We start from the raw sequence: 24,350 nt of genomic DNA, 5'->3' as shown, positions 1-24,350 counted from the left end.
TCTGAGCAAGCGATGATTACGCAACAGAAAGGCACGCTGCGCGGCTGGCTCACATCCGGAGATCTGTGGATCTGGCTGAACGCGGCCGCGGTGGGAATCAGTATCGCTGCTGTGGGCGGACTGCTCGGGCTGATCGCTGCACGCGGTCTTGCCCATTTCTGGCCCGCCGATATCGCGCAGATCAGTTTCACCTCGGTCACCGGCGAAGCGCAGCTCGCAGTAGGTGAAATCGTGGAATCGGAGTCTGTGGATGTCGCCCAGTATCGGGACGCGGTGGGCGATCAGAGCGCACGGCCGGATTCAGAAGCGGCAGTGGAGCGGTGGCTCATCAAAACCGGCAATCGGAAGGAAGCTGCACCCGATTTCCAGTGGATCTTCACTCACCGCATCACAGATGTGCGCTACCCGCCCGAGCAGGGCGTCTTCGAGCGTCTCGAGTGGGGCAACGCCTACGGCGAACTGGTTGCCGTGCTCGAATCCGGCACTCCGATTGCGGAGCTTGCACCGCACACGGAAAGCTCACAGAACAGTACCGAGGTCGCAAGCCTCTGGCAGGAATTTCTCGCAAGACTCGATCGCGTAAGCGAGCTGCGCGCACGCATCCACGACGTGGAAGACGGTGAGTTCAACAGCATCAACTACGAGCTCGAGCGTGTGCGGCTGTCCCGGCGCGGCCTTGAACTCGATGCATCGATAACGGCAGCTGAACTCGCCGGACGCAGCGAAGCGCTCGATGCCCGGGAAGCCGCGCTCCACGAGCGCTACACGGAGGCAGAAACACAGCTTGCCGCGCTGATCAGGCAACTTGAGCGGGATGCTGTCGTCGTACAGATCAGCACCGGCGCCCGCATCACGACAAAACTATCGGACATCGTCCGTGCCTGGCGTCCCAATCAGATGAGCTGGCTGGACAAGACTGCCCACTATTTCCGGACCTTGTGGCTGTTTCTGACCGAAGATCCCCGGGAAGCAAACACCGAAGGCGGCATATTTCCGGCCATATTCGGGACGGTACTCATGGTGCTGCTGATGTCGCTGCTGGTGACACCTTTAGGTGTGATCGCCGCCGTCTATCTGCGCGAGTATGCAAGGCAGGGTCTGTTCGTAAGGCTCATCCGGATTGCAGTCAACAACCTCGCGGGAGTGCCATCGATCGTTTATGGCGTTTTCGGTCTGGGGTTCTTCGTCTACTTCATCGGCGGCAATCTCGATCAGCTGTTTTTCGAAGCCGCGCTGCCTGCTCCGACATTCGGCACGCCGGGCCTGATGTGGGCTTCCCTGACCCTCGCACTGCTCACCGTACCGGTGGTCATCGTCTCCACCGAGGAAGGCCTGACCAGAATTCCGCGCTCGCTGCGCGAAGGCAGCATGGCGCTGGGCGCCACCCGGGCGGAAACCCTGTTCAAGGTCGTACTGCCGATCGCCAGTCCCTCGATTCTCACCGGTGTGATTCTGGCCGTGGCCCGAGCGGCTGGTGAAGTTGCACCGCTGATGCTGGTGGGTGTCGTGAAGCTCGCACCCACCCTGCCCCTGGATGGCAACTTTCCGTTCCTGCACCTGGAGCGAAAATTCATGCACCTCGGCTTCCATATTTACGACGTAGGATTTCAAAGCCCCAATGTGGAAGCCGCCAGACCGCTGGTTTTTGCGACGGCGTTCCTGCTCGTGCTGATCATCCTGATTCTCAATCTCACCGCCATCATGCTGCGTACCCGACTGGAAAACCGGTACCGCGGCGTGGAAGGCTGAGCGTAACCGAAGAAGCAAATACCATGAGTGAACAAGCCAGCAAAGAAGTCACCGCCGCCGGGCAGCCGGCACTGGCTGACATCAGCCTGCACGTGGAAGATCTGTCGCTTTTCTACGGAGAGTCGCAGGCGTTGACCAGCATCTGCATGGAAATCCCGAGCAAGGAGGTTACCGCCTTCATCGGACCTTCCGGGTGCGGGAAGTCGACCCTGCTGCGCTGCTTCAATCGCATGAACGATCTGATCGACGGGGTCCGCACCACCGGACAGATCCTCCTCGAGGGACAGGACATTTTCGCACCGGAGGTGGAAGTTGCCCAGTTGCGCCGGCGGGTGGGAATGGTTTTCCAGCGCCCCAACCCGTTTCCGAAAACCATTTACGAAAACGTTGCCTACGGTTTGCGCATTCAGGGTGCCCCGCCGAAAAGCGAACTCGACGATATCGTGGAATGGGCACTGAGAAGCGCGGCACTCTGGGACGAAGTCAAGGACCGGCTCAAGGAGTCGGCCCTGGGGCTTTCCGGTGGCCAGCAGCAGCGTCTGGTGATCGCACGGGCCGTTGCGGTCCGGCCATCGGTGCTGCTGCTCGACGAACCGGCTTCAGCCCTGGACCCCATATCAACCCTGAAAATTGAGGAGCTGATCCACCAGTTGAAGTCTGACTACACTATAGTGATTGTCACACACAACATGCAGCAGGCTGCTAGAGTGTCTGATAACACCGCTTTCCTGTATCTGGGTGAACTGGTGGAGTTCGGGGGGACTGATCAGGTTTTCACGAATCCGGAAAAACAACGAACAGAGGATTACATCACTGGTCGATACGGCTGAATAAGCCGGCGGAAGCGGTATTCGACTTCACAGAAGCCCCCGATTCGATAGAGGAGTCCGCAGGATGAATAAGCACATATCCGAGCAGTACGACAGCGAACTTGACAGCGCACGCAGTCTCTTCATGGAGATTGGTGGACTGGTGGAGCAGCAGGTGCACAAGGCCTGCCAGTCGCTCTTCACCCACGACGCAGAGCTGGCCGATGCGGTGAAGAAAGGCGACCGCAGGATCAACAAACTCGAAATCAACGTCGATGAACTCTGTGTGCACATCATTGCCCGGCGTCAGCCGGCTGCCACCGATCTGCGCACCCTCATCTCAATCATGAAAGCGAGCACCGACCTGGAGCGCATCGGCGATGAAGCCAAGCGCATTTCGAAAATGGCCAAGGCCATTTCCCATCTCGAGTTCCCGAAGGATCAGTACAGCGACGTTCGGGCCATGTCCGAACAGGTGCACGAGATGCTCGCCAAAGTGCTCGATGCATTCGCACGACTGAGTCCGGACAAAGCACTCGAAGTGATCGACGCCGACGAAGCGGTGGATGAAGCCTACGACGCAATCGTTCGTGAGCGGGGGCTCGACATGATGAAGGAGCCCACGGAAATACAGCGATCACTGAACGTCATCTGGATCGCCCGGGCCCTGGAGCGGATTGGCGATCACTGCAAGAACATCAGTGAGTACATCGTCTATCTCATCAAGGGACTCGACGTACGCCACACAGACGATGTGGCCGCTGCAGTATCGAACCGGTAGCGCGCAGAACCTGACAGCGTTCAGCTCAAGGGTTCCTCACCGGGCTGTGGAGTCACCTTTGTGTGCAGTCACCTGCGGGCAAATGGCATCTGGTTGAGATGGTAGCCACCGTCCATCAGCAGCGTTTCTCCGGTCACCACATCGCCGCCAGTGATGAAATAAAGAATCCCTTCCGCCACCGTGTCCGGGGTTGCCGTCTTCTGCAGCGGGGTCGTCTGTTCCAGATGGGCCTTGGTGCGGGCATAGCGTTCCTTCCCCATCCCCTGCTCGAGCCAGTCCCCCTGAATGAAACCGGGGCATACCGTGTTCACCCGGATCTCAGGACCCAGTACCCGGGCCAGTGACAGTCCCATGGTGATCATCGCGCCTTTCGAAGCCGCGTAGGCGATGGAACTGCCCACCCCCATCACACCTGCGATAGATGCCACATTGACGATGGCCCCGCGTCCGCCGCGGCGCATGGCGCCAGCCACTGCGCGCGTCATCTGATAGGCGCCGACAGTATTCACCGAATAGATGTCCAGAAAATCCTGTTTATCCAGGCCTTCGAGATCCGCGTGATCACAGAATTTGGTGGTGCCGGCATTGTTCACCAGCGCGTCTATCCGCCCCCAGCGTTCTTCTGCCGCCGCAGCCAGGCGGCGGCAGTCTTCGTCCTTCGAGACATCCGCCCGGACCACTTCTGTCTCCACGCCGAACGCCCGGCAGGCGGCACTCGTCTCCTGCGCACCCGCGGCATTGTTCGCATAGTTGATGACCAGATGGCAGCCCTTTTCGGCGAGCTGCCGCGCGCAGGCCGCCCCCACCCCGGAAGATGAACCAGTGACTATGGCGACGGCACCCTGAACGTCCATATCCCTCTCCTTGCATGTTCAGCCCGGAAATTTAACAGACCGCACCCTCCAGTGCCCGCCTGCCTGATCGGGATCCGGACACCACCTCCGCCTCGCGGCCGGATGCCACATCCATTACCATGCGCACCCTGCATCGACTGCTCAGAGCGTAGCGCAATGACTTATCAACCTTTCGATCTTTCCGGCAAAGTCGCCGTCATCACCGGAGGCAACGGTGGCATCGGCCTCGGTATGGCCTCCGGACTCGCCCGGGCAGGTGCCCAGGTCAGCATCTGGGGGACGAACGACGGAAAGAATTCAGACGCCTTGCAGCAACTTGCAGGGATCGGTCCCCGGGTCAGCAGCCATCTCTGCGACGTGGCGGACGAAGCCCAGGTAATCGATTGCTTCCGGAAAGTACTGGCGGAGCACGGCAGGGTCGATGGCTGTTTTGCCAACGCCGGTATCGGTGGACGCAATACCGCATTCGAGGAGATGAGCGCCGAGGAATGGCGCCGGGTGCTGGCAGTGAATCTCGACGGTGTATTTCACACCTTCAAACATGCAGCGAAACATATGCGCGCGCGTGCCGAGGCGGGTGATCCGGGCGGCCGCCTGATCGGGACTGCATCACTGGCTGCCATATCCGGCCAGGCTCGGGGCGAACATTACGCGGCGACCAAGGGCGGGCTGGTTTCCATGATCAAAGCGCTGGCAGTGGAATACGCACGCTACGGCGTCACTGCGCACTCGGTGCTGCCGGGCTGGATCGAGACCAGCATGACCGAAGGCGCCTTTGCCAATCCGAAGTTCGTGGACAATGTGATGAAGCGGATCCCCATGCGCCGCTGGGGCACACCGGAAGACTTTGCCGGCATTGCCGTCTACCTGCTGAGCGACGCAAGCCGCTATCACACTGCCGATACCTTCCTCATCGATGGCGGGTATTTCGCATTCTGATTTTCCGCCTGAACTTATCCGCCAGATCTTTTCCGCCAGATCTTATCCACCAGAACAGGGGAGCCATGACGTGATCGAAGCAGTCATCTGGGATTTCGGTGGTGTGCTCACCACCAGCCCGTTCGAAGCATTCAATCGTTACGAAGCCGAACGCGGTTATCCGCAGGATTTCATCCGCGGCATCAATGCGACCAATCCCGAAGACAATGCCTGGGCAAGATTCGAATCGAGTCGAATCTCGCTGGATGAGTTCGATCTGGCATTTGCTGCCGAATCCGCAGCTGCCGGTCATCGGATTCCCGGAAAGGAAGTGGTCGCCCTGCTGTCCGGAGACATACGCCCGCGCATGGTGCAGGTGCTCGAGCACTGCAAGGAACACTTCCGGGTGGCCTGTATCACCAACAACGTGAAATCCGGCAGCGGCCCGGGTATGGCCCGGGACGCGGAGCGGGCGGACGCTGTCGGCTCGGTGATGGCGCTGTTCGATCTCGTGGTGGAATCCAGCGTCGAAGGCATCCGCAAGCCCGATCCCCGCATCTATCTGCTCGCCTGCGAGCGGCTCGGTGTCGCCCCGGAACGCGCGGTTTTTCTCGACGATCTGGGCATCAACCTGAAACCCGCCCGCGCGCTCGGCATGCAGACCATCAAGGTGGTGGACGAAGCCGGAGCAATCGATGCACTCTATCGTGTGACCGGACTGCCACGGGATTGACCCCACGCCTCCCGTACACTCAGTGGCGTTCGAGCAGATCCCTTACCGCAGCCGACGAGGGGATGGAACCCGCCGCGACATAAAGGCCTCAGCCGCCTTCGATGCGCTGCATGAAGAAGACCTCGCCGTCGCTTGTCAGGGTCTCGAGAAATGCGTCCTGATAGATCTGCCCGTCGATGGCAACCGCGCAGCGACTCAGCACCTTTTCAGAACCCGGGAAGCGGGATTCCAGCTCCAGGAGCAGTTCGCGGAAGGTGGCCGCCCGGGTTTCGAGTTCGCGCACGCCGCCGGTCATCTGCAGCAGGTGATCGGGAAACACAACCCGGGTCATGGCGGCACAATGCGGGGTCGGCGGCCGACCCCGTCCCGCTCAGGCGTCGATGGCTGCGAGTACACGCGGCGGTGACAGGGGCAGATCCCGGATCCGCACACCGATGGCATCCCGTACCGCATTGGCAGCCACTGCCAGCGGTGCGACGATGGGCGTCTCACCGACCCCACGGACCCCGAAGGGGTGCCGGGGATTCGGCACTTCGATGATCTGGGTATCGATCATCGGCATGTCGGATGCGACCGGGATCCGGTAATCGAGGAATCCCGCATTCTCCATGACGCCATCCGCATTGAAGATGTATTCCTCATTGAGCGCCCAGCCCAGGCCCTGAACCGCACCACCCTGGAGCTGGCCTTCGACATAGGCCGGATGAATGGCAGTACCCGCATCCTGAATGGCCGTGTAGCTGAGCACATCCACTTTGCCGGTCTCCCTGTCGACGCGGACATCCGCGAAATTCACCGCGAAGGCCGCACCCGCTCCCTGGGCGTTGAGAGATGCCCGGCCCAGCAGTGGACCGCCGGTCCGTGCCGCATTAGCGGCGAGTTCCGCAAGACTCAAGGGTTTGACATCGGCGTTGACACCAGGAGCCGGAGTCGCCTGGCCGTCCACCCACTCCACCTGATCCTCATTGAGGCCCCAGGTCGCGGCCGCCCGGGCCCTGCACTGGGTAATGATGTCTTCACAGGCCTGCACCACCGCCATACCGGTGGCGAAGGTCGTGCGGCTGCCGCCGGTGACATTGGAAAAGCCCGTACTTTCGGTATCCCCCACCACCGCCCTGATGCGTTCGTAGGGAATGCCCAGGGTCTCGGCCGTCATCAGGCACATGGACGCCCGGGAACCGCCGATATCCGGGTTGCCCTCAATCACGGTGGCGGTGCCGTCCTCATTGATGTGCACTTCCGCGCTCGACTGCATACCCACGTTGAACCAGAAGCCCACGGCAACCCCGCGTCCCGCCCCTTCGGGGACCGGGCGGGTGTAATTGGGATGGCTGCGAGCGGCTTCCAGACAGGCTTTCAGACCAATGGCCGGAAATTTTGGGCCGTAAGGCGCCTGGGTGCCTTCATCCGCAGCATTGCGCAGTCGCAGTTCCAGGGGGTCCATCTTCAGTTTGCGGGCCAGTTCATCCAGCGTGCATTCCATGGCATGCATGGACTGGGGCGCACCGGGGGCCCGGTAGGCGGCGACCTTCGGCTTGTTTAACAGCACGTCAAAAGCGTCCACCTGGAAATTCTCCAGGTCGTAAGGGGCGAAAACGGACATGGCGCCCGGGCCCATGGGCGCACCTGCAAAGGCGCCGGCCTCGTAGGCCAGCCAGGCCTTCGCGGCGGTGATGGTGCCGTCTTTCTTCGCACCGACCTTCACTTTGCAGTGGGTACCCGAACTGGGTCCCGTGGCGCGGAATACTTCTTCCCGGCTCATGATCATTTTTACCGGACGCCGGCTCTTTTTCGACAGAAGCACGGCAAGGGGTTCGAGGTAGATGACCGTCTTGCCACCGAAGCCACCGCCGATTTCAGAGGCGATGAATTTCAGATCCGCGATGTTCATATCGAGTACTTTCGCGGTCTGAGCGCGGAACTCGAAATGGCCCTGGGTGCAGCACCACACGGTGGCCTGGCCCCCTTCGTTGATGGAGGCGATACAGGCATGGGGCTCGATATAACCCTGATGGGCCATGGGAATCCGGTATTCGCCTTCGACGATCACATCCGCCTGTTCAAAACCCTGCTCGACATTACCCCGGGCCAGAGTCATCACTGCAGCGATGTTGCTCGGTTTTGTCGCCTTCTCCGGCAGGTTTTTGGTAAAGCAGTTCTCATCGAGCAGCGGCGCGTCTGCAGCCATGGCCGCATCCAGGGTGAGCACCGCGGGCAGTACCTGATATTCCACTTTGATGGCCGCCAGGGCCTGCTCGGCCAGCCGGGCAGAAGTCGCCGCCACCGCGGCAACCGCGTGGCCGTGGTAGAGGACTTTGTCTCTGGCCATCACGTTCTTCGCCACATCGCCCACATCGCCGCCGCTCTCGCCGCCGAGTGCACCGGTGCCACCGGCGGGGAAATCCGCCCCGCTGATCGCTGCCACCACTCCGGGGATGGCGAGTGCGCCACTTAAGTCGACTTTGAGGAGTTTCGCATGAGCATGAGGACTGCGCAGTACGCGCCCATGCAGCATGTTGGGCAGATTCAGATCCGCGCCGAACTGGGCGCGGCCGGTCACTTTATCGATGCCGTCCGGACGTACCGGGCGGGTTCCAATCGACTTGTATTCTCGTGCTTGTGCCACCTGATTGACCTCGGCTGCTGTGAATAGTGTGGATGCGACGGTTGCGTTCGGTTTTCTTATATTCGCTCAGGCTTCCTGAGCCAGTTCGGTTGCGGCAGCCTGTACGGCCCGGATGATCTTGTCGTAGCCCGTGCAGCGGCACAGATTACCGGCAAGCCAGTAACGGATGGTCTCTTCGTCCGGATCCGGGTTCTTATCGAGCAGTGCCTTGGTGGCGATGATAAAACCCGGTGTGCAGATGCCACACTGAAGTGCGGCGTGATCGAGAAACTGCTGCTGAATCGGATGCAGTCCATCGGCTGTCGCGATGCCTTCGATGGTGGTGATCTCGCTGCCCTGGGACTCCACCGCGAGCACCAGGCACGCGCACTGCAGGCGACCGTCCACCAGCACACTGCACGCGCCGCAGTCACCGGTCGCACAGCCTTCCTTGGTTCCGGTCATCGACAGGGTATCCCGCAGAATTTCCAGAAGCGTCTGCTGTGGCTCACAGAGAAATTCGACATAGGCGCCGTTCACGGAAGTCGATACCTGCACGTTGTTCATTTGCGTTCCTTCTGTGTTCCTTCATTCTTCATTTGCTCGTACCCGATCCTGCACTCAAGCCAGCGCACGGGTTCTGGCGATCGCGGCCGCGCGTCGGCACAGGACGCCGACGACCTTGCGGCGGTAGACCTCGGTGCCCCGTTTATCGGTAATGGGCACTGCGGCGGCGCTGCAGGCAGCACCAGCTGCCTGCAGTGCCGCCTCATCCACGGCTGTGCCGATCAGCGCCTGTGCAGCCGCCGGCACCAGTAAGGCGGTGGGAGCGACCGCACCGATCGCGACCCGTGCCGCGGTACAGATCCCTTTAGCATCGAAACTCAGACTCACCCCGCAACCGGCCACCGCGATGTCCATTTCAGTGCGGGGTATGAAGCGCAGATAGGCGTCGGACGTTCTCGGGCCAGGATTCGGCAGTTTCAGGCCAATCAGAAATTCACTCTCCTGCAAGGCATTGCGGCCCACGCCCACCACGAAGTTTTCCACCGGCAGTTCCCGGGTGCCGTTCTGCCCGGCAATGACACAGATCGCGCCGTTGGCGATCATGGCCGGGATACTGTCACCCGCCGGGGACGCGTTACAGAGATTGCCGCCCAGGGTGGCGCGACCCTGAATCTGGGTGGAGCCGATCAGATCGGCCGCCTCGAGCAGCCCCGGGAAACGTTGCACGAGCGCCGGATTTTCATTCAGCACCGCACTGGACAGCGCGGCCCCGATAAAGGTTTCGGTCCTGCCGAGATCGAGTTTCGTGGTGTCAGCGATCTTCTTGATGTCGATCAGGGTGCGGGGGCTGCGATCCTGACCGCGCAGCTGCACCAGCAGGTCGGTCCCACCGGCCAGAACCTGGGCCCGCCGTTTTTCTTTCGTGCATTGCTCGAGCACGGCAATGGCATCGGCAACGGTGCCCGGCGCCACATAGGCGAACGCTCCGCTTACTGTCATGAACAGACTCCAGTGAAATGGGATGGCAGGTGAAATAGCCGGAAAATCTAACACGAACGCCCGTCACTAAGGAAACTCGGCGTTATACTCGCGCGATGAATACAGACACTTCCCCGCCAGCCCGGCTGCCTGCAGACCCGCTGCCCCGGCACCTCGACCTCCTGCACCGGCGCTGGACGGATGCCCTGGGTCACCATCATTTCGACTGTGCCGTCATCGCGGCGGGCCAGAGCCGGCCTTACTTTCTGGACGACCAGGCACCCCCGTTCCGGGCCAACCCGCACTTTCAGCAGTGGTTCCCGAGTGACGCCTGCGAAGGCAGCCTGCTGCTGATCAGACCAGGGCAGCGGCCCCGGCTGTTTTTCCTGAAACCGGACGACTACTGGCACCAGCCCCCCGAGCTGCCCGAGTGGGCCCATGCGCATTTCGAGATCTCCGAGCATGCCGATGCCGCAGACGTTGAACAGGCAGCACTGGCCAGTGCTGCAGGCGCCGGCCGCCACTGCGCCTGGATCAGCGAGCAGCCCGTGGCCAACCAGCACTCCGGGCAGCTCAACCCGCAGGGACTGCTCGACGAGCTGCACTATCTGCGCGCCTGCAAGTCAGACTTCGAGATCGGCTGCATGCGTGAGGCGACCCGCAGCGCAGTGCTCGGCCACGAAGCGGCCCGCGCGCTTTTCGAATCCGGCCGCTTAGTGAGTGAGTTCGAGCTCAATCTCGCCTATCTGGCTGGCGCCGCCACCACTGCGGGAGAGCTGCCTTACGCCAGCATCGTTGCGCTGAATCAGCATGCGGGTGTACTGCACTATCAGCACTACGATCGCCAGCCGCCAGCCACCGCCCGCAGCTTCCTGATCGATGCCGGCGCCCGCTGCAACGGTTATGCCTCCGATATCACCCGCACCTATGCAGCGCACCTGCCGCCAGCCCCGGAAATCTTCCACGATCTTCTCAAGGCCATGAACGCAGCCCAGCTCGACCTCATAGCCACGATCCGACCGGGTCTCAGCTTCCTCGAACTGCACATCGACATGCACCGTCGTCTGGCCACTATCCTCACGGACAGCGGCATACTCCGCTGCTCGGCGACGAGCGCATTCGAGTCCGGACTGACCGAGAGCTTTTTCCCCCATGGTCTCGGCCATCTCATCGGCCTGCAGACCCACGATGTCGGCGGCCAGCAGAAAAACCCTGCGGGGGATCGTCAGCCGCCGCCTGAAAACTATCCTTCGCTGCGACTCACCAGAACCCTGACTCCAGGCACCGTGGTGACCATAGAACCCGGTCTCTACTTCATTCCGAAACTGCTCGATGCTCTGAAGGCCGGTCCGCAGCGCAATGCGGTGAACTGGCCCGCACTCGAGAGCCTGCGTCCCTGTGGCGGTATCCGCATCGAAGACAACGTCCTGATCACCGAGAAGGGCACCGACAACCTGACCCGGACAGCCTTCCAGCAGGTACAGGCGCAGCAATGACCCGGCTGAGTGTTGAACGCCTCTTCGACAAGGCGCCGCTCACCCTGTCCCTGCCCTCTTCGTTGAAGTTCTCCAGCGACGGACGCACCGCCGCCTGCCTTCAGCCCGGGGACGACGACCGGGAGCGCCTCGATCTGTTCCGGGTAGATGTCGCCAGCGGTGCACTCACCCGCTGGCTGGATGCGCGAGTACTCACAGCTTCCGCCGGCGATGGTGCGACCAGGATGAGCGAAGCCGAAAAAGCCGAACGCGAGCGCAAGCGACAGTTCAGTGGTGGCATCACCGGATTTTTTTTCGTGCCGGGTACACCGCTGGTGCTGATTCCGATACAGGGTATCGGCTACCTCTTCGATTGGGCAACGGGTCAGACCCGCCCCTTCACCCCGGCGGGCATGCGTCAGACAGACTTCCAGGTATCCCCGAAAGGCACCAGCATCTCTTACGTGCGCGGCAACGATCTCTACTGCTACGCGATCGAATCCGGGCAGGAAGTGCGCATCACCACAGACGGCGATGCCCTGATTGCCAACGGCATCGCCGACTTTATTGCCGCCGAGGAAATGCACCGGTTTGAAGGACACTGGTGGTCGCCGGACGAAACCCGGATTGCCTTTACCCGCACCGACGAATCGCCTGTGGCGGTCTCGAACCGTTACGAGATCGACGCGGAGGAAGTCCGCGTCATCGAACAGCGTTATCCGTTCGCGGGGGCAACCAACGCGCAGGTGAGCCTCAAGGTCTACAGCATGACAGACCGGCAGACACAGACGATCGACTACCAGTACGCACCGGACGACTACCTCGCCCGGGTGAACTGGGCCGGAGAGCGGCTGGCCGTGCAGGTGCAGAGCAGAAATCAGCAGACACTGCGTCTCGACCTTCACGACATCACGCGTCTGCGCCGCCGGAGCGCTCTGACAGAGTCCTCTCCAACCTGGGTGAATCTGCACGACAACTTTCATGCCCTCGAAGATGGCCGGTTTTTATGGACCTCCGAGCGATCGGGCAGCAGCCAGCTGTACCTGTGCGATCCCGGTGACACACAGGAGCGTCCGGCAAAGCTGTCCGCACTGACCTCGGGGCCGGGCCGGGTCAACAGGATCCTCCAGGCCGACATTCACCAGGTCCTGTTCACCGGCTGGCAGGAGACACCCACCGAACAGCACGTCTACCGGCTGTCACTGGCGGATGGCGAACGCAGACCGCTGACCCGGACACCCGCCTGGCACGAAGCCAGTGCAGATCGCCAGGGCACCCGCCTGCTGGTGAGTTCCAGCAGTCTCGACAGACCTGCGTCAGTTCAGCTGCTGGAGGTACAGAACCAGTCTGCACACGACATCACCACCCAGCCCCTTGCACAGGGCCACCCCTATTTTCCCTTCCTGGACGCCCACTGTCAGCCGCAGCTCGGCACGCTGAAAAGCGAAGACGGCCAGGTGCTGCACTATCGTCTCAGCCGCCCGAGAGCCGACCCGCCCGCCGCGGGTCACCCGCTGGTGGTTTACGTATACGGCGGACCAGGTGCGCAGCGTGTACGCAATGAATGGGCGCCACTGACACTGCAGCTCTTCGCGCAACGCGGCTTCGGGGTACTCGAACTGGACAACAGAGGCTCTGCGAATCGAAGTCGCGACTTCGAAGCCTCACTCCACCGTCAGCTGGGTCAGGCGGAGGTCAGAGATCAGGCTCTGGGTGCGCGCTTCGCTCAGTCGCTGGAATGGGTGGATGGCGAGCGCATCGGCGTGTTCGGCCACAGCTATGGCGGCTATATGACCCTCATGTGTCTCGTCCGGGAGCCCGATCTTTTCAAGGCGGGGGTCGCGGTTGCACCCGTCGCCCGCTGGGAACTCTACGATACCCACTACACCGAACGCTATCTCGGCACGCCGGCAGACAACCCGGAGGGCTACCGGATCAGTTCGGTTCTGCCCCATCTGGAGCAGCTGCGCGGACGCCTGCTGCTGATCCACGGCATGGCGGACGATAATGTGCTGTTTACACACACCACACTGCTGATCCGCACCCTGCAGTCGCAGAATACGCCCTTCGAGATGATGGCCTACCCGGGGTCCAAACACGCACTACAGGAGCAGGATGTGTCCATTCACCGATTCAATCTGATACTCGACTTTTTCGAGCGCACGCTGTGAGCGCCGAATGTCTGATCCGTCGCGGAGACATGGAGGATCTCGATGACCTGGTGCGCTTTCAGGTGGCCATGGCCGCCGAAAGCGAAGACAAGGGACTCGATCCGCAGACCCTCGCTGCCGGCGTGACGCACCTGATCAGCCGTCCCCTCGAAGGGTTTTATCTGGTCGCAGAAGTCGACGGCAGAGCGGCGGGCTCGCTCATGGTGACCTTCGAATGGAGCGACTGGCGCAACGGTCGCTTCTGGTGGATTCAGAGCGTGTATGTGGATCCTGCCTTCCGCAGGCGCGGGATCTACTCCGCCCTGCACCAGCATGTGAAAGACGCAGCCCACGCGGATCCGGAGAGTTGCGGATTGCGGTTGTATGTGGAGCAGGAGAACAGCGGTGCCCAGGCAACCTACCTGGCTCTGGGCATGGTGCAGACTCACTACCGGATGTTCGAAGAAGAGTTCTGAGGCAGCCCCGCGCCGGGTTTCTGCCGCCCCGGGATCGTTCAGAGCGCTCCCGCCGGGATTTTCGAGAACAGGCGCAGAAAGTTCTGCGTCGTGCTTTTTCCAAGTTCCTCGAGCGTGCAACCGCGCAGTTCACTGAGGAAGGCCGCGGTATCCGCGACAAAGGCGGGCTCATTGGTTCTGCCCCGGTGCGGTACCGGCGCCAGCCAGGGCGAATCCGTTTCGATGAGCAGCCGATCTGTGGGTATCTGACGCGCCACCTCACGCACGTTGGCACCATTGCGGAAGGTCACGATCCCGGATATCGACACGTAATAGCCGAGATCCAGCGCACTCGCCGCCATGGCCCATGACTCGGTGAAGCAGTGCAGCACGCCAGTCACACCGGGGTGGGCACGCATGAGGTCAAGGGTGTCGGACTCGGCGGAACGGGTGTGCACCACTACCGGCAGATGCGTCTCACCCGCCAGGGCCAGCTGCTCGGCAAACTTCTCGCGCTGCGCACGCTGCAGGTCGGCGTCTTCCGCATGAAAGTAGTCGAGGCCCGTTTCTCCGACCGCCACCACCCTGGGATGATCGAGCAGCGGTCGAATCCAGTCCGTGGTACCCGCCGCCGCTTCGGGATGCAGCCCGGCACTGGCCCACACGTCCGGCTCGGACTCAGCCAGGGCAAGGACCGCGTCGATGCCGGCGGCATCGACACCGATGCAGAGAAAGCGCTCCACACCCCGCGCGCGTGCAGACACCAGCCGCCCTGCAGGGTTATCGAGATAGTTGAGATGACAGTGAGAGTCGACCAGCAAGGTCGATCACATGGTATGGGTATGACGATCCGACTGGAGGGCACCGGCCAGATAGGTTTCGATCTTCGAGCGCGCCACATCGTCCTGGTCATTGAACTGCACACCGATTCCGGCAGCCTTGGTACCACCTGCCCCCTTGGGCGTGATCCAGACCACCTTGCCGGCGACGGGCAGCTTTTCGGCTTCGTCCATGAGATTGAGCAGCATGAAGACTTCATCACCGAGATCGTATTCTTTCTTGGTCGGGATGAAGAGGCCACCGTTGCGGATGAAAGGCATATAGGCAGCGTAAAGCACCGCCTTGTCCTTGATGGCCAGAGAGAGAATGCCGTTTCTCGCGCCGCGCTTGCCTGCCATTGAGCCTCAGTCCTTGTTGCTGCCTCGAGCGTCGAAAACACTGGAGATCGAGACGGTCGAAGTCGCCCTGCGAAGGGATTTTCAATCCGAGTCCGCGCCCGGATCACCTGGCCAGGCCGGGGATTCGACGCCTGGACAGTCTTTACCGGCGCCCCTGGACTGTCAATGCTCCGCCCGTGATCCGCTTCACGAATGCGTCCATCTGCAGGGCCCAGCGCAAATATTGACAAATATATTCACACTGCGCGGCTTCCGTATGGCGATCAGGCATTCCCCTGACAGACCAGACGCCAGCGTACCGCCAGACGCTCGACCAGCAGGCGGGCATTGGCGGAGTTTGTGAACAGCAGTTGCCGGCGCACCCCCACGAGCTCATCCACGAACCCGCACAGCGCGGCCTCATCCACCGGCTGCAGTGCCGCAATCGGACCCTCGCCTGCCAGGAGTGCTGCGCAATACCGGTACCAGCGCCCGGTGAGTTGTTCCGGATCCAGCGCCAGGAGATCACCGAGTTCCGCCGTGGCGGCTGACGAACGCCCGACACGGTGTAACGCGTCAAGCAGCAGCGATTCCTCCTGCTCGAGCGCGGCGGCGACCGGAAGCGGCGCGCCGCCATATTCGAACAACCTCGCTGCCAGTGCGGCTGCCGTCTCCGCCGTCTGCTCCTGCAGCCAGTTCATTGCCAGCGCGGAATCCGGGTGCATGCCAAGCGCCTGGCAGCGACTGACAATTGTCGGCAGCAGGCGCCCGCGCCGGGATGTGGCCAGCAGGAGGTACGTGTCTCGCGGCGGCTCCTCGAGTGTTTTGAGCAGGGCGTTGGCCGCATTGAGATTGAGCAGGTGTGCACTTTCCACCACGGCCACCTTACAGGGCGCACTCTGCCGTGTACCGACGGCAAATCCGGCCAGCGCACGAATATCGTCCACCTTGATCACCGCCCCATCCGGCTGCACCCAGTGCAGATCGGGGTGGGCGATCATCCGGGCATCTGCCGTTTCATCCATGCCGAGCAGCCGCAGTGCCAGGCGGTTGGCCAGCTGTCGATCGCCCCAGCCTTCCGGACCATGGATCAGCAGACCATGGGGGAGTCGGCCGGATGTGCGGAGGCTGTCAAACTCGGCGATCGTGCGCTCGTGCCAGGGCAGCAGGCTCACGTGCGCTTTTTGCTCAGGTAATCGGTCAGCACCCTGCGAATCTGTGCCTGCACTGCATCGAGACCCTGCTCCGCATCGATGACCCGGAAGCGGCCGTCGGCTTTTGCCCGGTCGAGATAGCTTGCCCGGACTCTTTCGAAAAAGCCGGTCTGTTCCTGCTCGAAACGGTCATGAGGCCGGTCGCTGATCCGTTGCCGGGAAACCGGCACCGGGACATCCAGATAAATGGTCAGATCAGGCTGCAGATCGCCGTGCACGAGCCGCTCGAGTACGGCAATGGTGGCCGTGTCCATACCCCGTCCGCCACCCTGATAGGCATAGCTGGCATCGGTGAAGCGATCACAGACCACCCAGTCACCGCGCTGCAGCGCGGGTCGTATCACCCGAGCCAGATGCTGGGCACGGGCTGCGAAGACCAGCAGCAGTTCCGTCTCATCCGCAACCACCTCGTCGCGCACATCCAGCAGCAGATCACGGATCTGCTCTGCCAGCGGAGTACCTCCGGGTTCCCGGGTGGCCACCACCGGATGGCCCGCCTCGCGGATCAGTTCCGCAACCAGCGCGGCATTGGTGGACTTGCCCACCCCTTCTCCCCCTTCCAGCGTAATGAATCGCCCGGTCATCTGAGCTGATACTTGCGAACAGCGGCCTCGTGGTCTTCGAGACTGATGGAAAACTCGCTGGTACCGTCGCCTCGCGAGACGAAGAACAGATAATCACCTTCGGCAGGATGCATGGCCGCGGTCAGGGACCGGGTCCCCACCAGAGCGATCGGCGTCGGTGGCAGACCTCTACGGGTATACGTGTTGTAAGGCGTATCCGCACGCAGATGGGTGCGGGTGAGATTGCCATCGAAGTGCGCCCCCACCCCGTAAATGACACTCGGGTCAGTCTGCAGGCGCATGCCCTCCTGCAGGCGACTGACGAATACCTGTGCAATGTGGGGCCGGTCTTCTTCACGTCCGGTTTCCTTCTCGACAAGCGAGGCCACGATCAGACCTTCATAAGGCGTCGAGTAAGGAAGCCCGGCGGCGCGCGTCTCCCAGGCACGGCTTAATTCGTCCTGGAGCTTGCGATAGGCACTGCGCAGGATGTCTGCATCAGACATGCCCCGGGAAAACGTATAGGTGTCCGGAAAGAACATCCCCTCCGCATGACCTTCCGGCAGACCCAGAGCACCGAGCAGTGTCAGCTCATCCGCACCCGCCAGAGTCTGCCGCAGCTCGGGGGTGTTCGCCAGTCGCGCAAGTACCTGCCGCACCGTCCAGCCTTCGATCAGCTGCACTTCGTAGCCGATCACATCTCCGCGCACGAGGCGCTCAACCAGGGTGGCCGGAGTGTCCATCGGTCCGACCAGATACTCACCCGCCTGCACCCGGCGTGCCGATCCGGTGATGCGCGCATGCAGTGTCCAGAGCAGGGGATGTTCTATCACTCCGGTTTCGGCGAGCATGTTCGCGAAGCCGCGGAACGCTTCGCCTTTGTGCAGTTCAACCCGGGTCTCGGCTGCAATCGACAGCGGCTGGTCCTGCCAGTACCAGGAGTAACCGATCACCGCCGACAGCAGCAGAACCAGTGTTCCCGCAATCCCTGCCAGTATCTTGATGAGTGTTCTCACCAGGTTATTCTAGTGGACTGTAGCGAACATTTCGGCAGCCTCTGCTCAGGTAGCCAGGACTCAGCGGATGGTACCGGCGTTACGCACGGCGCGGCGTGATGCGGATCGCGCGGTATCCACAGGCGCAGCTCCTCGCCCCGGAATCAGATCTTCCGGAACACCACCGTACCGTTGGTGCCGCCGAATCCGAAGGAGTTCGACAGCGCCGCGCGCACCGTCGTCTGTCTTGCTGTGTGAGGGACATAATCCAGATCGCAGCCTTCGCCCGGATTATCGAGATTGATTGTCGGTGTGATCACATCGTGATGCACCGACAGCACTGAGAAGACGGCCTCGACAGCACCCGCCGCACCGAGCAGGTGGCCGATCATCGACTTCGACGAACTCACCATCACCCGTGTATCCGCGCCAAAGACCTGCTTGATCGCCTTGGTCTCAGCGACATCTCCCTGCGGAGTTGAAGTGCCATGGGCGTTGATATAGTCGATTTCATCCGCTGCCATGCCGGCATCCGCGATGGCATTGCGCATCGAGCGCACCGCCCCATCACCATCTTCCGCCGGACTGGTGATATGGAATGCATCGCCGCTCATTCCGAAACCGACGAGTTCGCAGTAAATCTTCGCACCGCGCGCTTTCGCATGCTCATACTCCTCGAGGACAAGTGCGCCTGCACCGTCTCCAAGCAGGAAGCCATCCCGGTCACTGTCCCAGGGACGACTCGCACGTTCCGGATCATCGTTGCGACTTGACAGTGCCTTCATGGATGCAAACGCAGCCATGGTGATCGGCGAGGTAGCCTGTTCTGCGCCACCCACCACCATCACATCCGCATCACCATACTGGATCAGGCGTCCGCCGAGGCCGATGTTGTGTGTGCCTGTGGTACAGGCGGTCACCACCGCAAGGTTCGGTCCCTTGAGTCCGTAACGGATGGAGAGATTTCCCGAAATCATGTTGATCACACTCGCCGGCACGAAAAACGGCGAGACCCGGCGGGGACCGCTTTTGAGCAGGACAGAATGGGTATCTTCAATGGTGTTAATGCCGCCAATTCCAGAGCCTATGGCGACGCCGATTCGATCCGCATTTGCGGGCATCGCACCGATGCCGGAATCCTCTATCGCCTGAATCCCCGCAGCCATTCCGTACTGAATGAAGGCATCAAGACGACGGACTTCCTTCGTGTCGAAATAGACGCTGGCATCGAAGTCTTTAACGGATGCACAGATCTTCACGCTGAAATCGGTGGCATCGAAACTCTCGATTCGATTCGCACCGCTCACACCGTTCACTGCATTTTCCCAGGCCTTGGGCACACTGGAGCCGATCGGGGAAAGAATCCCCAGGCCGGTCACCACTACACGTCGCTTGGTCATGGTTGCGATCCTAGAACCACCGGACCCCAATACGCAAGAAGCCGCTCTACCCGTTCAAGTAGATGCGGCTTCTCGGGTCAGGTTTGAATATGCGGGCTACTGGTGGGCCAGTATGTAATCTACGGCTTCTTTGACAGTCGTGATCTTCTCAGCTTCCTCATCGGGAATCTCTGTTTCAAACTCTTCTTCAAGAGCCATCACCAGTTCAACCGTGTCGAGGGAATCGGCACCCAGGTCTTCTACGAACGACGCATCGTCCTTGACCTCGTCTTCTTTGACACCGAGCTGCTCACAGATCAACTTTTTGACGCGTTCTTCTACACTGCTCATTACGCAGGGTTCTCCCAATCTGGTTCCTGGGGTGCAGGGCGAGGCGAATTCTATAGACCGCCCCCACCCAATTCAAGACAACACGCCAATTGACATGCGTCCACTGTTGGCATGCTCTCACACGCCCTTTCCGGTACTCACATCTTCCTGTGCAGGTGCCCCACCCTTAAAAGGGGCCCCGCTGGAAGATGCGGATACCATTCAACTCATATGCAGACCGCCATTGATCTGCAGCGTCGTACCGGTGATGTATCCGGAATTTTCGCTTGCAAGGAAGCTGACCGCATCAGCTACTTCAACCGCACTGCCCATCCGCCCGACGGGAATCCGGCTCAGCATCTGGGCCACCTGTTCCTCCGGCAAAGCTGCTGTCATATCTGTCTCAATGAAACCGGGAGCGACTGCATTGACCGTGATGCCGCGAGACCCGACTTCCTGTGCCAGCGCCCGGGTGAATCCCTCGATGCCCGCTTTGCTTGCCACATAGTTGCTCTGGCCTGGATTACCCATTCTCGCCACCACCGAACTCAAGCTGATGATGCGTCCCCAGCGGGCTTTCATCATGCCGCGCAGCAGAGGCTTCACCAGCCGATAGAGTCCGGTGAGATTGGTGTCGATCACCTCGCTCCACTCCTCCGGCTTCATGCGCAGCATGAGATTATCCCGGGTGATTCCGGCATTGTTCACCAGGATGAGAGGTACAAGCCCGGCTTGCGCAAGTTCTGCGAGCGCAGATTCAATCGATTCTGCTTCATTCAGCTGCATCACGATGCCGCGGCCCCGGTCTGCCAGCCGATCGGCAATGGCAGCGGCACCAGCTTCGCTGGTAGCGGTGCCGATCACCAGGTGATCCCGGCTCAGTGCATCAGCAATGGCCAGCCCGATTCCCCGCGACGCACCCGTCACCAGCGCGACTCTTCTTTCCCCCACCCGGATCCCCCAGCTGCTCTTCTGTCCGGTGTGGCAATCGAACCCACACCGATGAACTTTGTTTATCCGCTGAGTGCTTCTTCGAGGCCGGCACTGGAGTCCACATTGTGCACAACCTTTGTCCGATCGATACGTTTGACCAGACCACTCAGAACTTTACCCGGGCCGCATTCGACAAAGCGATCGACTCCGGCCGCAATCATCTGCTCCACACAGCGGGTCCAGAGCACGGGACGTGCCAGCTGCTCAAGGAGCTTTTCCCGCAACTCACCGGTATCTCCGGCGGTAGCGGCATCGACGTTGTGAACCACCGGTATGGCAGGCATGGCGAGGGTAATGCGCGCCAGTTCCTGCGCGAACGGTTCTCTCACCGGAGACATCAGGGCGCAGTGAAAAGGGCCACTGACATTCAGCTCTACCGCCCGCTTAGCACCGGCGGTTGTGCACTGCGCAACCGCAGCGGCGACCGCAGCCGCACTGCCCGCTATCACAACCTGACTCGGCGCGTTGAAATTGGCGGGACTCACCACTCCGTCGACCCGCGCACAGCACTGTGCCACGGTTTCGTCGTCGAGGCCGAGTATCGCCGCCATGGCCCCTTCACCGCGGGGTACAGCCTGCTGCATGAGGCGCCCGCGCTGATGCACCAGGCGCACACCATCCGCGAAGGAAATGGCCCCGCCGCAGACCAGCGCCGAGTATTCGCCGAGGCTGTGGCCGGCAAACAGTACCGGGACCGCGCCACCACGGGACTGCCACAGTCGCCAGAGCGCTACACTGCTCGTGAGCAGAGCAGGCTGGGTGATTTCGGTTTCGCTCAGGCGCTCGGCAGGACCCTCCTGGACGATCCGGGTCAACGGCAGGCTCAGTGCATCATCTGCCTCGGCGAAGGTTTCACCGATGATCGGAAACGCAGCAGCGAGTTCGGCAAGCATGCCAACCGTCTGGGAACCCTGGCCAGGAAACAGAAAACCGAGACTCACTCGAACCTCCCGCGTCTGGAAAGTCTGGGAAGACTCATTCGTCCCGATCGATGACCTTCTTACCTTTATAGAACCCGTCCGCGGTCACATGGTGCCGACGGTGTGTTTCACCACTGGTGGGATCGATGGAGAGAGTAGGATTGCTCACTGCATCGTGGGAGCGGCGCATGTCGCGTCTGCTACGTGATTTTCTGTTCTGCTGGACCGCCATGGGACCTCCGTCTATCTGTTTATTCCGCCTTTCAGCTTATTCAGCTTATTCAGCTTATTCAGCGGCTCCACATTCCCCGCGACTGTACTCAAGCGCCGCGGGTATCCGGTACACGCTTATTCTTCCTCTCTGCCGCCGCTTTCAGATCGCAGCGCCGCCTTCAGACTTTCAAGCCCCTGAAACGGTCGATCCGCTGCAGCCGGGTAGGCGAGCTGCAGCGAACGTTCACAGGGCTGCGCGGTACACAGCCGCTCGGGCAGCTGCAGCAGCAATTCGTCTTCGATGAGATCCGTGAGGGAAAGCCCCTCGCCTTCGACCACCATCACATCACGGTCCTGCAGTTCGGCCGCCCGCTGATCGGAATCCACGACACATACCGCGAATTCAATTTCCAGCGCATGGCCCACCCGTTCAGCGCAGCCCTGGCAAACCAGGGCAAGGCGACCGGCCGCGGTGCCGACTGCCCAGACGTCCCCTTCGGAATCGTTCCGGAAAGTCACCGCTACTTTCAGTTCCGCATCAGAATCCTCAGGCCCACTGCCGATCGCCGCGGCCAGTCGAGGCAGATCCCGCAGGACGATGGAACGCAGGATGCGCGCCTTCTGATGCGCCAGCTCCCGGTACCGGAATAGCTCGTCGGTGCGGGTATTCATCGCGGGCGCCATGATAGGTATGCACAATGGCGCTGTAAAGCACTGATCAGACCCTCCGAAACCGCCGTGGTCAGTGCCGAAAAATCTAATTAACATTCTGATTTTTAAGGATTTTCGATGAGTTCGCAGAGTTCCGCAGAGACCCGGACCCTGCCCCGGCCGCAACTCGTGCTGGCTTCCACCTCACCCTACAGGGCGGCGCTGCTTGCCCGCCTGGGCCTGCCCTTCACCACTGCCGCACCTGCTGTGGATGAACAGGCGCTGCCCGGCGAACGTGCCGTGGACCTGGTTGCCCGCCTGGCTGTGGCCAAAGCCTGCGCCGTCGCCGAGCGAGTCACCGCGGCGTCCCTGGTGATCGGTTCAGATCAGGTCGCACTGCTCGACAACACCATCCTCGGCAAGCCCGGTACCGAAGCAAAGGCCCGCGCGCAACTGGCCCGACTCTCGGGCCGGGAAGTTCGATTTCTCACCGGACTGTGTCTGCTGAACACCGCCACAGGCGCCCGCCAGGTCGAGGTGGTGGAGACCCCCGTGCACTTCCGGGTCCTGTCCCACAACCAGATCAGCGATTATGTCCGCCGGGAAATGCCCCTCGACTGTGCCGGGGCCTTCAAGTCTGAAGGGCTCGGGATTGCCCTGTTTGAACGCATCGGCGGAGATGATCCCAACGCGCTGATCGGTCTGCCGCTGATCGTCCTGTGCAGCATGCTGCGCGATCAGGGAGTGGCCGTACTCGGCTGATCTGACCCTTCCAAGCGGCTCCAGATCTGCTGCATCGCCACGGGCAGCGGGCACTCGAAGCGTACCGGCTGCCCTTTCCACTCGAAGGCGATCGATGCAGCGTGCAGGCACAGCCTGTCGACGTCCAGTTCAGTGCCCAGACGCTGCTGCACGACGTCGCCATATTTCGGATCTCCGACCACGCCGTGACCACTCGCGAACGCATGTACCCGGATCTGATGCGTGCGCCCGGTATGCAGTACCGCATCGAGCCAGGTCGCCTTCCGGCAGCGCGCCCTGACCTCGAAATCGGTGCGACTGGCTTTCCCCTGCGGGTCTATGCGCACCCGGCGCTCGCCACTGGCAAGCAGATAGCGGGTCAGTGGCTGCTGAACCGTATTGAGATCCGAGGGCCAGTGTCCGTATACGAGCAGGGTATAGCGTTTGTCGATGGCGCCTGCGCGCAGCAGCGCATGCAGTCCGGTCAGCGCTGAGCGTCGTCTGGCCACGATGAGACACCCTGAAGTATCCCGATCCAGGCGGTGTCCGAGCTCGAGGCCCGGATCATTACGCAGCTGACGCAGCGCTTCGATGACCCCGAAAGACACTCCGCTGCCACCGTGCACGGCGAGGCCGGCGGGTTTATCGAGCACGATGAAATCCGCATCTTCGTAAATGATGGCGTCCGCAACCCAGCGTATCTGCTGCGCACCGAGTTCCCGTGCCTCGACCGACGGACCGGGACGATGCGGGGGTATCCGCACCCGATCCCCCGCACAGAGCCGATAGGTGGGCTTTATCCTGCCACCATTTACCCGCACCTCTCCCCGGCGCAGGATCCGGTACACGTGGCTCCTGGGCACGTTTTTCAGCGTTTTCAGCAGGAAGTTGTCAATCCGCTGTCCCGCCTCCTCCGCGATTTCCACCAGGCGCACACCGACGCCTGGGGATTCCGTCTGCCGCTCGCCCTGGTTCTGCTCGCCGCTCATCGTGCCGAAACTGTCCTTGAAAGTTTTCTTTAGGGGTTTGATGCACTTAGCGGGTACTGCTAAGCTTCCGCCGCTTCGGCTCGTTTCGAGTGCCGGGCAGTGCGGCCGTAAAGCCACCCGTTCCGGGTCGCCGCGCCCGCCGCCTGCCGCCACTTATAAAGCGCCGGACCAAAAAACCGCTGGCCTTGGGT

General features: G+C 61.5%; 26 protein-coding genes. 9 read left to right on the top strand and 17 right to left on the bottom strand.

Features of this window, described 5'->3' with window-relative positions:
* The first annotated feature begins 15 nt into the window (after positions 1 to 15).
* From pstA to phoU, 3 genes are all read left to right on the top strand, one after another.
* Complete coding sequence (gene pstA, locus R3E82_04895; protein ID MEZ5550205.1) at positions 16 to 1,749, top strand: phosphate ABC transporter permease PstA; 1,734 nt, start codon at positions 16 to 18, stop codon at positions 1,747 to 1,749.
* Positions 1,750 to 1,772: 23 nt separating this feature from the next.
* On the top strand, positions 1,773 to 2,579 hold the full coding sequence (pstB, locus tag R3E82_04890; GenBank protein MEZ5550204.1) for a phosphate ABC transporter ATP-binding protein PstB: 807 nt from the start codon (positions 1,773 to 1,775) through the stop codon (positions 2,577 to 2,579).
* 64 nt (positions 2,580 to 2,643) lie between these two features.
* A complete protein-coding gene (gene phoU / locus R3E82_04885) occupies positions 2,644 to 3,339 on the top strand; it encodes a phosphate signaling complex protein PhoU (protein ID MEZ5550203.1) in 696 nt (231 codons plus the stop codon).
* Between the two features lie 68 nt (positions 3,340 to 3,407).
* Here phoU and R3E82_04880 read toward each other — a convergent pair whose 3' ends face one another.
* Complete coding sequence (locus R3E82_04880; GenBank protein ID MEZ5550202.1) at positions 3,408 to 4,193, bottom strand: SDR family oxidoreductase; 786 nt, start codon at positions 4,191 to 4,193, stop codon at positions 3,408 to 3,410.
* Positions 4,194 to 4,349: 156 nt separating this feature from the next.
* Here R3E82_04880 and R3E82_04875 point away from each other — a divergent pair, with 156 nt between their 5' ends.
* Entirely contained in the window at positions 4,350 to 5,132 is a 783-nt protein-coding gene (locus tag R3E82_04875) for an SDR family NAD(P)-dependent oxidoreductase (GenBank protein MEZ5550201.1), read from the top strand.
* 70 nt (positions 5,133 to 5,202) lie between these two features.
* Positions 5,203 to 5,844, top strand: coding sequence for an HAD-IA family hydrolase (locus R3E82_04870; protein MEZ5550200.1), 642 nt, complete (start codon positions 5,203 to 5,205; stop codon positions 5,842 to 5,844).
* An 88-nt stretch (positions 5,845 to 5,932) separates the two neighbouring features.
* Here R3E82_04870 and R3E82_04865 read toward each other — a convergent pair whose 3' ends face one another.
* From R3E82_04865 to R3E82_04850, 4 genes are all read right to left on the bottom strand, one after another.
* Positions 5,933 to 6,175 carry a MoaD/ThiS family protein gene (locus tag R3E82_04865; GenBank protein MEZ5550199.1) on the bottom strand — a complete coding sequence of 81 codons (243 nt, stop codon included), beginning with the start codon at positions 6,173 to 6,175 and terminating at the stop codon, positions 5,933 to 5,935.
* 39 nt (positions 6,176 to 6,214) lie between these two features.
* Complete coding sequence (locus R3E82_04860; protein ID MEZ5550198.1) at positions 6,215 to 8,470, bottom strand: xanthine dehydrogenase family protein molybdopterin-binding subunit; 2,256 nt, start codon at positions 8,468 to 8,470, stop codon at positions 6,215 to 6,217.
* Positions 8,471 to 8,536: 66 nt separating this feature from the next.
* Positions 8,537 to 9,016 (bottom strand): (2Fe-2S)-binding protein, encoded by a 480-nt coding sequence (locus R3E82_04855; GenBank protein ID MEZ5550197.1) that lies wholly within the window; start codon positions 9,014 to 9,016, stop codon positions 8,537 to 8,539.
* A gap of 54 nt (positions 9,017 to 9,070) precedes the next feature.
* Complete coding sequence (locus R3E82_04850) at positions 9,071 to 9,955, bottom strand: FAD binding domain-containing protein (GenBank protein ID MEZ5550196.1); 885 nt, start codon at positions 9,953 to 9,955, stop codon at positions 9,071 to 9,073.
* 95 nt (positions 9,956 to 10,050) lie between these two features.
* Between R3E82_04850 and pepQ the strand changes: the two genes are divergently transcribed.
* Genes pepQ through R3E82_04835 form a run of 3 tightly spaced genes read left to right on the top strand, consistent with a single transcriptional unit; the run spans position 10,051 to position 14,035 of the window.
* A complete protein-coding gene (gene pepQ, locus R3E82_04845; protein ID MEZ5550195.1) occupies positions 10,051 to 11,430 on the top strand; it encodes a Xaa-Pro dipeptidase in 1,380 nt (459 codons plus the stop codon).
* Positions 11,427 to 13,580 (top strand): alpha/beta fold hydrolase, encoded by a 2,154-nt coding sequence (locus R3E82_04840; protein MEZ5550194.1) that lies wholly within the window; start codon positions 11,427 to 11,429, stop codon positions 13,578 to 13,580. Before pepQ ends, R3E82_04840 begins: the two co-directional genes overlap by 4 nt.
* The gene (locus R3E82_04835; protein MEZ5550193.1) at positions 13,577 to 14,035 is read left to right on the top strand and encodes a GNAT family N-acetyltransferase; all 459 of its coding nucleotides are present in this window, start codon (positions 13,577 to 13,579) and stop codon (positions 14,033 to 14,035) included. Before R3E82_04840 ends, R3E82_04835 begins: the two co-directional genes overlap by 4 nt.
* A 38-nt stretch (positions 14,036 to 14,073) precedes the next feature.
* Here the strand turns inward: R3E82_04835 and R3E82_04830 are convergent, their stop codons facing one another.
* The 11 genes from R3E82_04830 to R3E82_04780 all read right to left on the bottom strand — a co-directional run bounded on the left by R3E82_04830 (position 14,074) and on the right by R3E82_04780 (position 22,450).
* Positions 14,074 to 14,835, bottom strand: a complete 762-nt coding sequence (locus R3E82_04830; GenBank protein MEZ5550192.1) for a TatD family hydrolase — start codon at positions 14,833 to 14,835, stop codon at positions 14,074 to 14,076.
* Between the two features lie 6 nt (positions 14,836 to 14,841).
* The gene (locus R3E82_04825; protein ID MEZ5550191.1) at positions 14,842 to 15,192 is read right to left on the bottom strand and encodes a PilZ domain-containing protein; all 351 of its coding nucleotides are present in this window, start codon (positions 15,190 to 15,192) and stop codon (positions 14,842 to 14,844) included.
* 263 nt (positions 15,193 to 15,455) lie between these two features.
* Positions 15,456 to 16,346, bottom strand: a complete 891-nt coding sequence (locus tag R3E82_04820; protein MEZ5550190.1) for a hypothetical protein — start codon at positions 16,344 to 16,346, stop codon at positions 15,456 to 15,458.
* Complete coding sequence (gene tmk, locus R3E82_04815; protein ID MEZ5550189.1) at positions 16,343 to 16,969, bottom strand: dTMP kinase; 627 nt, start codon at positions 16,967 to 16,969, stop codon at positions 16,343 to 16,345. Before tmk ends, R3E82_04820 begins: the two co-directional genes overlap by 4 nt.
* Entirely contained in the window at positions 16,966 to 17,964 is a 999-nt protein-coding gene (mltG, locus tag R3E82_04810) for an endolytic transglycosylase MltG (GenBank protein ID MEZ5550188.1), read from the bottom strand. The genes tmk and mltG overlap by 4 nt, the downstream gene beginning before the upstream one ends.
* Positions 17,965 to 18,107: 143 nt before the next feature.
* Positions 18,108 to 19,343 carry a beta-ketoacyl-ACP synthase II gene (gene fabF, locus R3E82_04805; GenBank protein ID MEZ5550187.1) on the bottom strand — a complete coding sequence of 412 codons (1,236 nt, stop codon included), beginning with the start codon at positions 19,341 to 19,343 and terminating at the stop codon, positions 18,108 to 18,110.
* A 96-nt stretch (positions 19,344 to 19,439) separates the two neighbouring features.
* Positions 19,440 to 19,673, bottom strand: a complete 234-nt coding sequence (acpP, locus tag R3E82_04800; protein ID MEZ5550186.1) for an acyl carrier protein — start codon at positions 19,671 to 19,673, stop codon at positions 19,440 to 19,442.
* A 201-nt stretch (positions 19,674 to 19,874) separates the two neighbouring features.
* Positions 19,875 to 20,603 (bottom strand): 3-oxoacyl-ACP reductase FabG, encoded by a 729-nt coding sequence (gene fabG, locus R3E82_04795; protein MEZ5550185.1) that lies wholly within the window; start codon positions 20,601 to 20,603, stop codon positions 19,875 to 19,877.
* A gap of 62 nt (positions 20,604 to 20,665) precedes the next feature.
* Positions 20,666 to 21,586: an ACP S-malonyltransferase gene (gene fabD / locus R3E82_04790; GenBank protein MEZ5550184.1), complete on the bottom strand. Its 921-nt coding sequence runs from the start codon at positions 21,584 to 21,586 to the stop codon at positions 20,666 to 20,668.
* A 34-nt stretch (positions 21,587 to 21,620) separates the two neighbouring features.
* Entirely contained in the window at positions 21,621 to 21,797 is a 177-nt protein-coding gene (gene rpmF, locus R3E82_04785) for a 50S ribosomal protein L32 (protein ID MEZ5550183.1), read from the bottom strand.
* Between the two features lie 116 nt (positions 21,798 to 21,913).
* A complete protein-coding gene (locus tag R3E82_04780) occupies positions 21,914 to 22,450 on the bottom strand; it encodes a YceD family protein (GenBank protein MEZ5550182.1) in 537 nt (178 codons plus the stop codon).
* 117 nt (positions 22,451 to 22,567) lie between these two features.
* Here R3E82_04780 and R3E82_04775 point away from each other — a divergent pair, with 117 nt between their 5' ends.
* Entirely contained in the window at positions 22,568 to 23,191 is a 624-nt protein-coding gene (locus tag R3E82_04775; protein ID MEZ5550181.1) for a nucleoside triphosphate pyrophosphatase, read from the top strand.
* Here R3E82_04775 and R3E82_04770 read toward each other — a convergent pair.
* Complete coding sequence (locus R3E82_04770; GenBank protein MEZ5550180.1) at positions 23,167 to 24,159, bottom strand: RluA family pseudouridine synthase; 993 nt, start codon at positions 24,157 to 24,159, stop codon at positions 23,167 to 23,169. The two genes, R3E82_04775 and R3E82_04770, sit on opposite strands and share 25 nt — an antisense overlap.
* Positions 24,160 to 24,350: the final 191 nt, after the last annotated feature.

It is taken from the genome of Pseudomonadales bacterium, assembly GCA_041395945.1.
Lineage (GTDB): Bacteria > Pseudomonadota > Gammaproteobacteria > Pseudomonadales > Azotimanducaceae > SZUA-309.
This window is presented reverse-complemented; position numbering and strand designations above follow the sequence as displayed.